Source organism: Streptomyces sp. NPDC024698 (assembly GCF_055559015.1).
This window is the reverse complement of sequence record NZ_JBVHLK010000007.1, coordinates 1-12,902: the sequence shown is the minus strand read 5'-3', so window position 1 is coordinate 12,902 and position 12,902 is coordinate 1. Positions and strand designations below refer to the sequence as shown.

Sequence of the window (12,902 nt, the reverse complement as noted above, 5' to 3'; positions counted from 1 at the left end):
GCATCCGGGAGCCCGCACTCCCCCGCGGCCCCGCGTCCTTCCGGCGTTCGAGGAGCGGAGTCGGGGGAAGCCCGGAGCGGCGCCGCCGGCTAGGCGTCGGCGCGGGCCGTGGCCAGCAGTTCCTCGGCGTGGGCCCTGGCCGTCTCGGAGTCCTCCTGGCCGGCCAGCATCCGGGACAGTTCGCGGACCCGGTCCTCACCCTCCAGCACCTTCACACCGGACCGCGTCACCGAACCGTCGTTCGTCTTCTCGACCAGCAGCTGCCGGTCGGCGAACGCGGCCACCTGCGGCAGATGGGTCACGACCACGACCTGCGCGGTCCGGGCGAGCCTCGCCAGCCGCCGCCCGATCTCGACCGCGGCCTTGCCGCCGACACCCGCGTCGACCTCGTCGAAGAGATAGGTCGGCACGGGGTCGGTGCCCGCGAACACGACCTCGACCGCGAGCATCACGCGGGAGAGCTCACCGCCGGAGGCGCCCTTGGCGATGGGCCGCGGCGGTGCCCCGGGGTGCGGGGCGAGCAGGAGTTCCACCTCGTCGACGCCGGCCGGGCCGTAGGCCACCGGGCGTCCGCCGACCTCCACCCCCTCCGGGTCGTCGGTCTGCCGGAGCTCGAAGGACACACGGGCGTGCGGCATCGCCAGCGAGGCCAGCTCGGCGGTCACGGCGGCGGCGAACCGCTCGGCGGCCTCCGCGCGGGCGTCCGTCAGCGCCTGGGCGAGGCCGCCCAGTTCGCCGCGCAACGCGTCCCGCTCGGCGGTCAGCTCCTCCAGGCGGTCGTCGTCCCCGTCGAGTTCGGTGAGCCGCTCGGCACCGCGCTCGGCCCAGGCGAGCACGGCGTCGATGTCCGCGCCGTACTTGCGGGTCAGCTGGGTGAGCGTGGCCCTGCGCTCCTCGACGGCCGACAGCCGCAGCGGGTCGGCGTCGAGGTCGTCGGCGTAGCCCGCGAGTTCGCCCGCGACGTCGCCGAGCAGGATGGCGATCTCCCCGATCCGCCCGGACAGCGTGGCGAGGGCCGAGTCGTGGGACCGAACGGCCTCCAGTGCCCGGTGGGCGCCCGCGACGAGCGTGGCCGCGTCGATGCCCTCCGGGTCCTCGGGATCGCCCGCCAGCGCGGCGTGCGCGGCGGTGGCGGCCGAGGCCAGCGCCTCCGCGTGCCCGAGCCGTTCCGCCTCCGCCGCCAGCTCCGCGTCCTCGCCCGCGCGCGGCTCCACGGCCGCGATCTCGTCGAGCCCGAAGCGCAGCATGTCGGCTTCCTGGGCCCGTTCGCGGGCGCGGGTCGTGATCTCGTCCAGCTCGGCCGAGATCGCCCGCAGCCGGCGGTAGGCGCCCGCGTACTTGGCGAGCGGCACGGCGACCGCGTCACCCGCGTACCGGTCCAGGGCCTGCCGCTGCCGGGACAGCTTGAGCAGCCCCTGCTGGTCGGTCTGGCCGTGCACCGCGACGAGTTCGTCGGCGAGTTCGGCGAGCACGCCCACCGGGACCGAACGCCCGCCCAGATGCGCGCGTGAACGCCCCTCGGCCGAAACGGTACGGCTGATGAGCAGCACGCCCTCGTCGAGCTCGGCGCCCGCCTCCTCGGCCCGTACGACGGCCGTCCCGCCCGGGGGCACGCTGATCCGCCCCTCCACGACCGCGCTCTTGGCGCCGATCCGTACGAGGGCCGGGTCGGCTCGCCCGCCCAGCAGCAGCCCGAGACTGGTGACCACCATCGTCTTGCCCGCGCCGGTCTCACCGGTCACGGCGGTGAAACCGGGTGACAGCTCGACGACCGCGTCGTCGATGACTCCGAGCGACCGTATCCGCATCTCCTCCAACACGTCCCCGACCATACGAGGTTTTCCCGCCACCGTGCGACGCCGCCCCCCGCAAAGAGAACCGAGCGTTACTTTCGAGGGGGCCGTGTCGTTCGGCGGCGGACCGCGCGAAGGGGCCCGGCACCCGGGCGGAACCCGGGTGCCGGGGTCATGTTCCTGGTGGGGCGCTCCGCGGTTCCTAGTGCGGTGCCCCACGCCACCCGGCGACCGGGAGGGCGAACTTGGCGACGAGGCGGTCGGTGAAGGACGCGTGGTGCAGCCGGGCGAGCCGCACCGGCACGGCTCCGCGCCGCACCTCCACCCGCGCGCCGGGCGGCAGCTCGACCGTCCGCCGTCCGTCGCACCACAGCACACCCGGCGGGACGTGCGGCAGCACCTCCACGGCGAGCACCGAGTCCGGCGAGGTCACCAGCGGCTTGGCGAACAGGGCGTGCGCGCTGATCGGCACCATCAGCAGTGCCTCGACCTCCGGCCAGACCACCGGCCCGCCCGCGGAGAAGGCGTACGCGGTCGACCCGGTCGGGGTCGCGCAGACGATCCCGTCGCAGCCGAACCCGGTGACGGGCCGCCCGTCGATCTCCAGCACCACTTCGAGGAGCTTCTCGGCGGACACCTTCTGCACGGCCGCCTCGTTGAGCGCCCAGTCGGTGTGCACGATGTCGCCGTTGCGGTGCACGACGACGTCGACCGTCATGCGTTCCTCGACCTCGTAGGCCTTGGTGACGACCCGGTCGACGACCTTGTCCAGGTCGTCGCGCTCGGCCTCGGCGAGGAAGCCGACCCGGCCGAGGTTGACGCCCAGCATCGGCACGCCCGAGGCACGGGCGAACTCGGCGCCGCGCAGCAGCGTGCCGTCACCGCCGAGGACGATGAGCAGCTCGCAGCCGTCGAGGCACTGCGGAGTGGCCTCCTGGACCAGCTCCACCTCGTGCGGCAGCGGCAGATCGGCGGCCTCGGCCGCGAGGACCCGCACGCCGATCCCGGAGCGCAGCAGCCCCTGGACGACCAGCTCGGCGCTTCGGATGGCTGCCGGCCGCCCGGTGTGGGCCAGCAGGAAAACAGTACGAGCTCGGCTCTGTGTCAACGCGGCCCCTCCGCCACTGCACGGTCAACGTCGGCCGGGTCGAGTTCGGGTGCCCCGGCCCGCAGCCACAGAAAGTACTCGACGTTGCCCGACGGTCCGGGCAACGGGCTCGCGGTCACGCCCTTCACTCCGAGCCCCAGCTCCTGGGCCCGCCCCGCCACGCCGCGCACCGTTTCGGCGCGCAACTCCGGACTGCGCACGACACCGCCGCTGCCCAGCCGGTCCTTCCCCACCTCGAACTGCGGCTTGACCATCATCACCAGGTCGGCATCCGGCGCCGTGCACCGCGCGAGCGCGGGCAGCACCAGTCCGAGCGGGATGAAGGACAGATCCCCGACAACAAGGTCCACGGGCTCCCCATCGATCGCCTCCAACGTCAACTCGCGTACGTTCGTACGGTCCTTGACGGTGACGCGTTCATCGCTCTGGAGAGACCAGGCGAGTTGTCCGTATCCGACGTCCACGGCGACGACATGGGCGGCGCCCGCGCGCAGCAGGACGTCGGTGAAGCCTCCGGTGGACGCGCCGGCGTCCAGCGCCCGGCGCCCCTCGACCTTCAGACCCTGCGGACCGAAGACGGCGAGCGCGCCGGCGAGCTTGTGTCCGCCGCGCGAGACGTAGTCGGGGTCGCTGTCGTCCTTGCTGACCACGATGGCCGCGGCGGTCTCCACCTGGGTGGCGGGCTTGGTCGCGAGGGTCTTGCCCACGCTGACCCGGCCCGCGGCGATCAGCTGTCCGGCGTGCTCGCGCGAGCGGGCGAGCTTCCTGCGGACCAGCTCGGCGTCGAGGCGGCGGCGTGCCACTCCTGCCACGTTCGGTTCAGCTCCTGCGGTCGTACGGCGATGGAAAGGGGTGCCCGGGGGTTTCTCCGGGTGTCCCGAAGGATCTCATTGCGGGGCGCCGGCCGGGCGGCCGGCCGGAACCGGACCTCCCGGGCGGACGTCGAGCGCGGTGAGCGCGTCCCGCAGTCCCCGGTGGACATCCTCGTACACCTCCAGGTGTCCGTCCGTGGCGAGGTGGTCGGCGTCGGCCAGCCGGTCGAGCCCGGCGTCGACACCGGGGTCGCCCGTCGGGACCCGCGGGACGTGCAGCGGAGCCGGTGCGGCGGGGTCGTACACGGGTTCCGGTGCCGCCTCCACGGGCGGACCGGGCTCCCCCGGGGCCATGGCCTCGGGGAGCTCGCCCTCGGGGACTGAGTCGTTCATGCCCCGACGCTACCGCGAAGGGCTGCGGTACCGTCGATCACGATGGCGACGATGGAGGAGTGCCGTACCGCACTCGACAGACTTTCGGACAACATGGCGGGCGCCGACGGCGACGTCCGGGCCGCCGCGGCCCTGGACCGCTCGCTGAGCTGCCGTATCACCGACCTGGACATCACCTTCGTCGGCCGCCTCACGGGCGGCCGTATCCAGGTGCTGGACACGCTCCAGGGCCCGCCCCCCGAGCGGGCCCAGATCCGCCTGACGATGAAGGGCGACGACCTGGTGGCGATGGTGAACGGCGAGCTGAACTTCGCCAAGGCCTGGGGCTCGGGCCGGGTGAAGCTGGAGGCGGGCCTGCGCGACCTGCTCCGGCTCAGGACGCTTCTGTAGCGGCCACGGCGGCACGGACCCTGGCCCTGCGGGCCGCGGGCACCACGAGGGGCGTGCCGGTCTCGGGATCGTCGATGACCTGGCAGCGCAGCCCGAAGACCTCCTCGACCAGTCCGGCCGTGACGATGTCGCCGGGGGCGCCCTCGGCGATGACCTCACCGCCGCGCAGCGCGATCAGGTGGGTGGCGTAGCGGGCCGCGTGGTTGAGGTCGTGCAGGACGGCGACCAGGGTGCGGCCCTGCGTCTCGTGGAGCTCGGCGCACAGGTCGAGGACGTCGATCTGGTGCTGGATGTCGAGATACGTCGTCGGCTCGTCCAGCAGGAGCAGCGGGGTCTGCTGCGCGAGCGCCATCGCGATCCACACCCGCTGCCGCTGGCCACCGGACAGTTCGTCGACATAGCGGTCGGCGAGCTCGGCGACCCCGGTCGAGGCCATCGACTCCTGGACCACGCGCTCGTCCTCCGCCGACCACTGACGCAGCAGGCCCTGGTGCGGATAGCGGCCCCGGCCGACGAGGTCGCCGACCGTGATCCCGTCCGGCGCGATCGACGACTGGGGCAGCAGCCCGAGGGTGCGCGCCACCTTCTTGGCGGGCATCGACTGGATCGCCTGCCCGTCGAGCAGCACCCGCCCGGACGACGGCTTCAGCATGCGGGAGAGGGCGCGCAGCAGGGTGGACTTGCCGCAGGCGTTCGGGCCGACGATCACCGTGAAGGAGTGGTCGGGAATCTCCACCGACAGCTTCTCCGCGATGACGCGCTGGTCGTAGCCGAGGGTGACGTCGTCGGCGGACAGGCGGTTCACAGTGCTCCTTGGGGTGTTCTCGTCCGCGGTCACGGGGGTGGTCCTCACCGGGCCGCTCATATCCGGCCCGCCTTGCGCTCGGTGACCAGCAGCCACAGCAGATAGAGGCCGCCGAGGACACCGGTGACCACGCCGACGGGCAACTGGTCGGCGCCGAAGGCCCGCTGGGAGGCCCAGTCCGCGACGATGAGCAGGGTCGCGCCCATGCACATCGAGGGCAGCAGGTTCGGTCCCGGTGACCGGGTGAGCCGCCGGGCCAGCTGGGGCGCGGTGAGGGCGACGAACCCGACCGGGCCCGCGGCGGCGGTGGCACCGGCGGTGAGCAGCACGGCGGCCACCATCAGCAGCAGCCGCGTCCGCTCGACGCTCACACCGAGGGCGTACGACACGTCGTCGCCCATCTCCATCATCCGCAGCCCGCGCGCGTTGCCGAGGACGAGGGGGACGAGGACGGCGCACATGATGAGCAGGGGCCAGACCTGCGCCCAGTCCCTGCCGTTGAGGGAGCCGGTCATCCAGACGACGGCGCGGGCCGCGTCGACGAGGTCGGCCTTGGTCAGGAGATAGCCGTTGACCGCCGTGACGATCGCGGAGACACCGATGCCGACCAGGACCAGGCGATAGCCGTGCACGCCCCGCTTCCAGGCGAGCAGATAGATGGCGAGTCCGGTCAGCAGTCCGCCGACGAGCGCCCCGAGGGCGACCTCGGTCGCGCTGCCCGAATAGAGGACGATCATGATGAGCGCGCCGGCCGTGGAACCCTGGCCGAGGCCGAGCACGTCGGGGCTGCCCAGCGGGTTGCGGGAGACGGACTGGAAGAGCGCTCCGGCGAGACCGAGCGAGGCCCCCACCAGCAGGCCGACGAGTACGCGGGGCAGCCGCAGGTCGTTGACGATGAACTCCTGGCCGGGGGTGCCGTCGCCGAGGAGGGTCCTGAGCACGTCACCGGCCGGGATCGGGAAGTCGCCGGTGCCGATGAGCACCACGCTCGCCACGGCCGCGGCCAGCAGCAGCAGGACGACCACGGTGAACGCGCGGAGGTCGAACCGGAGGGACAGCCCGCCGGCGGTGCGCAGGGCCCGGACGCGGCGCGCGGGAGATCCCGGGGCGCGCCGGGCGAGGGCGCCCCGGACGCCTGGGACACGTGGGGTCGTCACAGCTGCGCCGTCCTTCGTCGCCGTACGAGAAAGATGAAGACCGGACCGCCGAGCACCGCGGTGACGATGCCGACCTGGAGCTCCGCGGGCCGGGCGACCATCCGGCCCAGGACGTCGGCGCCGAGCAGCAGCACGGGCGACAGGACGGTGGCGTACGGCAGGATCCAGCGCAGATCGGGGCCGGTGAAGGAGCGGACGGCGTGCGGGACCATGAGTCCGACGAACACGATCGGTCCGCAGGCGGCGGTCGCGGCGCCGCAGAGCACGGTCGCGGCCGCCATGGACAGCGCGCGGGTGCGGTTCAGGTTGGCGCCGAGCGCGCGGGCGGTGTCGTCGCCCATGGCCACCGCGTTCAGCGGCCGGGCGAGGCCCAGCGCGAGAACGGTGCCGACGGCGAGGAACGGGGCCACCTGCGCGATCGTCGCGTCGGTCGCCGAGGCGAGGGAACCGACCGTCCAGAAGCGCATCTTGCCGAGGGCCGCGTCGTCCATGATCATCACGGCTTGCAGATAGCCGTACAGCGCGGCGCTGATGGCGGTTCCGGCGAGCGCGAGCCGCACCGGGGTCGCGCCCCGGCTGCCGCCCAGGAACCACACCAGCGCTCCGACCGCGGCCGCGCCGAGGAAGGCGAACCAGACGTAGCCGGTCAGCGAGGTGACGCCGAAGTAGGTGATCGCGGTGACGACGGCGGCGGACGCGCCCGCGTTGATCCCGAGCAGACCGGGGTCGGCCAGGGGATTGCGGGTGAGCGCCTGGAGGACGGCGCCGGACAGTCCGAGCGCGGCGCCGACCAGCAGCCCGAGCACGGTCCGCGAGATCCGGTCACCGACCACGACGTCCGCGTACGTCCCCGAGTCGTGGAACAGGCCGTGCCACACCTGGGCCGGCGGCAGCGATTTCGCGCCGATCGCGATACTCGCCAGCGCGACCAGCAGCAGGAGGCCCACGGAGACGAGGAGACCAAGGGTCCGTATCGCCCGGCGGGTTGGGGGCGCGGGGGCGGTTTCCGCGCGCTGTTCAGGAGGACTGTCGACCAACACGAGGTTAGGTTAGCCTACCCTCGCATCGCCTTTCGAGGGGCCCGCGCTCCCGCCCCGCACCGAGGCCCAGGTCAGCGGCCACACCCCACTCGGGCGCGACGGCCGACCCGGGTGCCCGGGACGCGTTTCCGAAGCCCCGGCCGACCCGGGTCCCAGGGGCCTGCTCCAAAGCCCCGGCCGGTCCAGGTGCCGGGGCGGGTTCTAGAGCCCCAGTCGTGCCAGCGCCTTCCCCCCGTTCAGCTCGCACGTCCCCTCGCCCGCGGCCGTCCACGCCGCCGCGCACAGGGCCCGCAGTCCGTCGAGTGCCTCGCCCTCGCCCGTCAGCTCCAGTTCCTCACTGCCCGCCGTCGCCGTCCAGCCGCCGCAGCGGAAGCCGTCGCCCGCCTCGACGACCTCGGGCTGCCCGGTGAGCATGCCGCGCAGATCGGCGTCGACATACGTGGGACGGTGCCTCGGCGGCGCGGCGAGCAGCTGCGCTCCGTCCGCGACACCGGTCAGGACGAGCAGCGAGTCCACCTCTCCGTTGAACGCGCCCTCGATGTCCGTGTCCAGCCGGTCCCCGACCACCAGCGGCCGCTCGGCCCCCGTCCGCAGAATCGTCTCGCGGTGCATCGGGGGCAGCGGCTTGCCCGCCACCTGCGGCTCGACACCCGTGGCGATCCGGACGACCTCCACCGCCGCGCCGTTGCCGGGACCGATCCCGCGCGCGCCCGGAATCGTCAGATCCGTGTTCGAGGCGAACCAGGTGGCGCCGCTCGCGATGGCGTAACACGCCTCCGCGAAGCGGGACCAGACCAGATCGGGACCGCCGTACCCCTGGACGACCGCGACGGGCTCGTCCTCCGCCGAGTCGACCGGCTCAAGCCCGCGCTCGCGCAGCGCGACCCGCAGACCCTCGCCGCCGATCACCAGGACGCGCGCGCCCGCCGGAACCTGCTCGCTGATGAGCCGGGCCACGGCCTGCGCCGAGGTGATGACGTCCGAGGCCACCGTCGGTATGCCCAGCTCCGTGAGGTGCCCGGCGACGGCGTCCGGGGTACGCAGCGCGTTGTTCGTGACGTACGCGAGGTGCATTCCGCCCGCGCGCGCCGTGGCCAGCGAATCCACCGCGTGGGCGATGGCGTCACCGCCCGCATACACCACACCGTCCAGGTCAAGCAGCGCGGTGTCGTACGCCTCGCTCAGCGCCTGCCCACTGCCCTCGGGCCGCGTCCTGACGGTCTGGCTCATTGCGCATCGCTCCTCGTTAGATCCCTTTCCCCCGATCATCGCTCATGCCACCGACACACTTACGATGCCCCAATGAACTATGCAGGTCCCGAGGAGGGGACACCCGCCGGGAGCGGCCTGGAACTCACCCCGTTCCGAGGCCTGCGCTACGACCCCGACCGGGTCGGCAGTCTGGCCGCCGTGACGTCGCCGCCGTACGACGTGATCGTGCGGCCCGACGGACTCCTCGAACTCGAATCGGCCGACCCGTACAACATCGTCCGGCTGATCCTCCCGCAGGACGGCACCCCCGCCGCCCGCAACCAGCAGGCCGCCGACACGCTGCGCAGCTGGCTGTCGGAGGGCGTCCTGGCCGCCGATCCCGAGCCCGGTCTGTACGTGTACGAACAGCGCGACGGCGACCTGCTGCAACGGGGCGTGATCGGCAATCTGCGCCTGTCCGATCCCGCCGACGGTGTGGTGCTCCCGCACGAGGACGTGATGCCGCACGTCATCGCGGACCGCGCGGCCCTGATGCGCGCCACGTCCGCCAATCTCGAACCCCTGCTGCTGACCTATCGCGGCAACGGTTACGGACACGGCGCCGGCGCCGTCATCGAGCGTACGGCCGCCCTGCCGCCGCTGCTGTCCACGACCACGGAGGACGGCATCAGCCATCGTCTGTGGGCGGTCACGGACCCCGCGGAGCTCGCGGAGATCCGCACGGACCTCGGCCGGCACCAGGCCCTGATCGCCGACGGACATCACCGCTGGGCGACGTATCTGCGTCTACGCGCGGAGCACCCCTCCCCGAGCCCCTGGGACTACGGTCTGGTCCTCCTGGTGGACACCGCCCGTTACCCGCTGCGCGTCCGGGCGATCCACCGTCTGCTGCACCGCCTGCCGGTCGCCGACGCGCTGACCGCCCTCGGGGACTCCTTCCGCGTACGTCACCTCGACGTGCCCCTCGCCGAGGCGCTGGAGGCCCTCGCGTCGGCGGCGGCCGGGGGAAACGCCTTCCTGCTCGCGGGCGACGGCACCTTCCACCTCGTCGACCGCCCCTCGCCGGACCTCCTCGCCCGTACGATCCCGGCCGGGCACCCGGAGGCCTGGCGCGCGCTGGACGCCACGGTGCTGCACGCCACCCTCCTCGACCATGTGTGGGGCATCCCTGAGGACTCCCCCGCGGACATCGCGTACATCCACGACACGACCGCCACGGTCGAGAAGGCGGAACGCGACGGAGGCACGGCCGTCCTGATGCACCCGGTCCACGAGGAGGTCGTACGCGAACTCGCTCGCCAGGGGGTCACGATGCCGCGCAAGTCGACGTCCTTCGGGCCGAAGCCGGCGTCCGGTCTCGTCCTGCGGGCGCTCACTCCCTGAGGAGCTCGGCCTCCGGGACGCCCCCGGAAACGCCACGTGGGCGGCAGGACACCTTCCGGTGTCCTGCCGCCCACGTGTTGGTGCCGGTGTCCGGCGTCAGCTCTGCGGACGGTGAGGAGCGTCGTCCTCGTCGCCGTCCGCTTCCTCGTCCTCGTCCTCGTCATCCAGGTCGTCGACGTCGTCCGTGATCGCGTCCGTGGTCGCGGGCTCGATCTCGTCGTCCTCGTCGTCCTCGTCCTGGACGTGGATCTCCGGCTCGGCCTCGGTCGCGGTCCCGCTCACGGCCTCGTCGTCCTCGCCGAGGGCGTCGACGAACTCGACACCGTCCATCTCGGCGAGCCGGTCGGAGGCGTCCGTGCTGCCGTCCTTGTCGGACTCGACGGTCTTGGCGAACCACTCGCGTGCCTCGCCCTCACGTCCGGCGGCCAGGAGCGCGTCGGCGTAGGCGTACCGCAGCCGCGCGGTCCAGGGCTGGACGGAGTTGGAGGCGAGCTCGGGGCTCTGGAGGGTGACGATGGCGGCGTCCAGCTGATCCATGTCACGCCGGGCGCCTGCCGCCACGAGCCGCATCTCGACCTGGCTCGCCTTGTCCAGCTTCTGGACCTCGGGCGCCCCGGCCATCTCCAGCGCCTTCTCGGGCCGGCCCATGCCACGCTCGCAGTCCGCCATCACGGGCCACAGATCCACGCCGCCGGTCATCCGGCGCGCGGCGCGGAACTCGGCGAGCGCCTCGCTGAACTTCTGGTTCGCGTACGCGGCGAAGCCGGCCGCCTCGCGCACGGCGGCGACACGTGAGGCCAGTCGCAGCGCGATCCTCGAGTACGCGTAGGCGGTCTCGGGGTCCTCGTCGATGAGCCGGGCGACCATCACCAGGTTGCGGGAGACCTCCTCGGCGAGGCCCTTGGGCAGGCTGAGGAGCTCCTGTCGCACGTCCTTGTCGATCTCCTCACCCGTGACGTCGTCCGGGATCGGCAGCCGCTTGATCGGCTCGCGGTCCCGGTCGCGCTCGTCGCGGTAACCGCCGCCACCGCGCCGGTCGTCGCCCCCGCGGTCGTCACGGCCGCGGAAACCGCCGGGGCGCCCGCCCCGGTCGTCACGGCGCGGTCCACCATGGCCGCGGTCGTCACGGCCTCGGTAGCCGCCGGCACTGCCACCACGGTTGTCGTCACGGCGGAAGCCACCGCGGTCGTCGTCGCGACGGGGGGTGCTGGGACGCTCGTCGCGACGGAAGCCACCACGGTCGCCACGGTCGTCACGGCGGAAGGGCGGGCGGTCCCCGTCCCTGCGCTCGTCGCGGCGGAAGTCGCTGCCACCGCGGTTGTCGTCACGACGGAAACCGCCGCGGTCGTCATCACGACGGGGGGTGCTGGGACGCTCGTCACGACGCTCGTCACGGCGGAAGGACGGACGGTTGTCGTCACGACGGAAGCCACCACGGTCGTCGTCGCGACGGGGGGTGCTGGGACGCTCGTCACGACGCTCGTCACGGCGGAAGTCGCCGCCACCACGGTTGTCGTCACGACGGAAACCGCCACCGCTGCTGCCGCGGTCGTCATCACGACGGGGGCTGCTGGGACGCTCGTCACGACGGAAACCGCCGCGGTCCTCGTCGCGACGGGGGGTGCTGGGACGCTCGTCACGGCGGAAGGACGGACGGTCCGGGTCGCGGCGGAAGCCACCACGGTCGCCGCCGCCACGGTTGTCGTCACGACGGTCATCGCGCCGGAAGTCACTACGGTCGTCGCGGCGGAAGCCACCACCACTGCCGCCACCGCGGTTGTCGTCACGGCGGAACCCGCCGCCGGCACTGCCGCCACGGTTGTCGTCGCGGCGGAAGCCACCGCCGGCACTGCCGCCACGGTTGTCGTCACGGCGGAAGCCACCGCCGGCACTGCCGCCACGGTTGTCGTCACGGCGGAAGCCACCGCCGGCACTGCCGCCACGGTTGTCGTCACGGCGGAAACCGCCACCGCTGCTGCCGCGGTCGTCACGACGGAAACCGCCGCCGGTACCTCCGCCACGGTTGTCGTCACGGCGGAAGCCGCCACGGTCACCGCCACCACGGTTGTCGTCACGACGGTCGTCACGACGGAAGCCGCCGCGGTCGTCGTCGCGGCGCGGGCTGCTGGGCCGGTCGTCGCGGTTGAAGGCGGGGCGGTCCCCGTCCCGGCGGAAGCCGCCGCCGCTGCCACTGCCACCGCGGTCGTCGCGGCGCGGGCCGGCCGGACGGTCGTCGCGGCGGAAGGGCGGCCGGCCACCCCGATCGCCCTCGCGACGGTCGTCGCGGCCACGGTAGCCACCGCTACTGCTGCCGCCACTGCTGCTGCCGCCGCTGCCACGGTTGTCGTCGCGGCGGAAGCCGCCACGGTCACCGCCACCACGGTTGTCGTCACGGCGGTTGTCGTCACGGCGGCCGGAGCCGCCACGGTCACCGCCACCACGGTTGTCGTCACGGCGGTTGTCGTCACGGCGGCCGGAGCCGCCACGGTCGTTGTCTCGGCGCGGGCCGCCGCGGTAGTCACCGCGGTCACCACTGTCACGACGGCGCTGATCGCGCTCCGGTCGCTCGTCGGGAGAGTTGGTGGACATGGGTGACTCCTGTCTTCGGTACCGCAAGTCATTCTCGCGCAGCCGGGTACCCGGCGCGCTTCGGAAAAACAAAAAAGGACCCCTGGCCCCAGCGAGTCGCTGAGGCCAAGGGCCCTCCAAATTTAGTTCGGCGGCGTCCTACTCTCCCACAGGGTCCCCCCTGCAGTACCATCGGCGCTGTGAGGCTTAGCTTCCGGGTTCGGAATGTAACCGGGCGTTT

At 72.9% G+C, this 12,902-nt stretch carries 11 protein-coding genes, 1 rRNA gene and 1 pseudogene; 2 read left to right on the top strand and 11 right to left on the bottom strand.

The window, feature by feature from the left end; all coding sequences use genetic code 11:
* Nucleotides 1–89 precede the first annotated feature (89 nt).
* The 4 genes from recN to ACZ4AA_RS18050 all read right to left on the bottom strand — a co-directional run bounded on the left by recN (nucleotide 90) and on the right by ACZ4AA_RS18050 (nucleotide 4,106).
* On the bottom strand, nucleotides 90–1,832 hold the full coding sequence (gene recN, locus ACZ4AA_RS18065) for a DNA repair protein RecN (protein WP_467602520.1): 1,743 nt from the start codon (nucleotides 1,830–1,832) through the stop codon (nucleotides 90–92).
* Nucleotides 1,833–1,995: 163 nt separating this feature from the next.
* Nucleotides 1,996–2,901: an NAD kinase gene (locus tag ACZ4AA_RS18060; protein ID WP_467602518.1), complete on the bottom strand. Its 906-nt coding sequence runs from the start codon at nucleotides 2,899–2,901 to the stop codon at nucleotides 1,996–1,998.
* Nucleotides 2,898–3,713 carry a TlyA family RNA methyltransferase gene (locus tag ACZ4AA_RS18055; RefSeq protein ID WP_398402203.1) on the bottom strand — a complete coding sequence of 272 codons (816 nt, stop codon included), beginning with the start codon at nucleotides 3,711–3,713 and terminating at the stop codon, nucleotides 2,898–2,900. The genes ACZ4AA_RS18060 and ACZ4AA_RS18055 overlap by 4 nt, the downstream gene beginning before the upstream one ends.
* Nucleotides 3,714–3,788: 75 nt before the next feature.
* The gene (locus ACZ4AA_RS18050; RefSeq protein ID WP_467602514.1) at nucleotides 3,789–4,106 is read right to left on the bottom strand and encodes a hypothetical protein; all 318 of its coding nucleotides are present in this window, start codon (nucleotides 4,104–4,106) and stop codon (nucleotides 3,789–3,791) included.
* A gap of 42 nt (nucleotides 4,107–4,148) precedes the next feature.
* On the opposite strand from ACZ4AA_RS18050, the gene ACZ4AA_RS18045 reads away from it, so the two are divergent.
* Nucleotides 4,149–4,496 carry an SCP2 sterol-binding domain-containing protein gene (locus ACZ4AA_RS18045; RefSeq protein ID WP_467602512.1) on the top strand — a complete coding sequence of 116 codons (348 nt, stop codon included), beginning with the start codon at nucleotides 4,149–4,151 and terminating at the stop codon, nucleotides 4,494–4,496.
* Here the strand turns inward: ACZ4AA_RS18045 and ACZ4AA_RS18040 are convergent.
* From ACZ4AA_RS18040 to ACZ4AA_RS18025, 4 genes are all read right to left on the bottom strand, one after another.
* A complete protein-coding gene (locus tag ACZ4AA_RS18040; protein WP_467602510.1) occupies nucleotides 4,480–5,361 on the bottom strand; it encodes an ABC transporter ATP-binding protein in 882 nt (293 codons plus the stop codon). The genes ACZ4AA_RS18045 and ACZ4AA_RS18040 overlap by 17 nt on opposite strands.
* A complete protein-coding gene (locus tag ACZ4AA_RS18035) occupies nucleotides 5,358–6,377 on the bottom strand; it encodes a FecCD family ABC transporter permease (protein ID WP_467603301.1) in 1,020 nt (339 codons plus the stop codon). Before ACZ4AA_RS18035 ends, ACZ4AA_RS18040 begins: the two co-directional genes overlap by 4 nt.
* Nucleotides 6,378–6,454: 77 nt before the next feature.
* Nucleotides 6,455–7,498 carry a FecCD family ABC transporter permease gene (locus ACZ4AA_RS18030; RefSeq protein ID WP_467602508.1) on the bottom strand — a complete coding sequence of 348 codons (1,044 nt, stop codon included), beginning with the start codon at nucleotides 7,496–7,498 and terminating at the stop codon, nucleotides 6,455–6,457.
* A 201-nt stretch (nucleotides 7,499–7,699) separates the two neighbouring features.
* Complete coding sequence (locus ACZ4AA_RS18025) at nucleotides 7,700–8,728, bottom strand: HAD hydrolase-like protein (RefSeq protein WP_467602506.1); 1,029 nt, start codon at nucleotides 8,726–8,728, stop codon at nucleotides 7,700–7,702.
* 72 nt (nucleotides 8,729–8,800) lie between these two features.
* Here ACZ4AA_RS18025 and ACZ4AA_RS18020 point away from each other — a divergent pair, with 72 nt between their 5' ends.
* Nucleotides 8,801–10,093, top strand: a complete 1,293-nt coding sequence (locus ACZ4AA_RS18020; RefSeq protein ID WP_467602504.1) for a DUF1015 domain-containing protein — start codon at nucleotides 8,801–8,803, stop codon at nucleotides 10,091–10,093.
* 96 nt (nucleotides 10,094–10,189) lie between these two features.
* On the opposite strand, the gene ACZ4AA_RS18015 is transcribed toward ACZ4AA_RS18020, so the two are convergent.
* The 3 genes and pseudogenes from ACZ4AA_RS18015 to rrf form a co-directional block, all read right to left on the bottom strand.
* Nucleotides 10,190–11,023 (bottom strand): tetratricopeptide repeat protein, encoded by an 834-nt coding sequence (locus ACZ4AA_RS18015; protein WP_467603297.1) that lies wholly within the window; start codon nucleotides 11,021–11,023, stop codon nucleotides 10,190–10,192.
* 528 nt (nucleotides 11,024–11,551) lie between these two features.
* A pseudogene (locus ACZ4AA_RS18010) lies at nucleotides 11,552–12,466 on the bottom strand (tetratricopeptide repeat protein); the annotation flags it as partial.
* A gap of 341 nt (nucleotides 12,467–12,807) precedes the next feature.
* Nucleotides 12,808–12,902: ribosomal RNA gene (gene rrf / locus ACZ4AA_RS18005) — 5S ribosomal RNA — on the bottom strand; the annotation flags it as partial.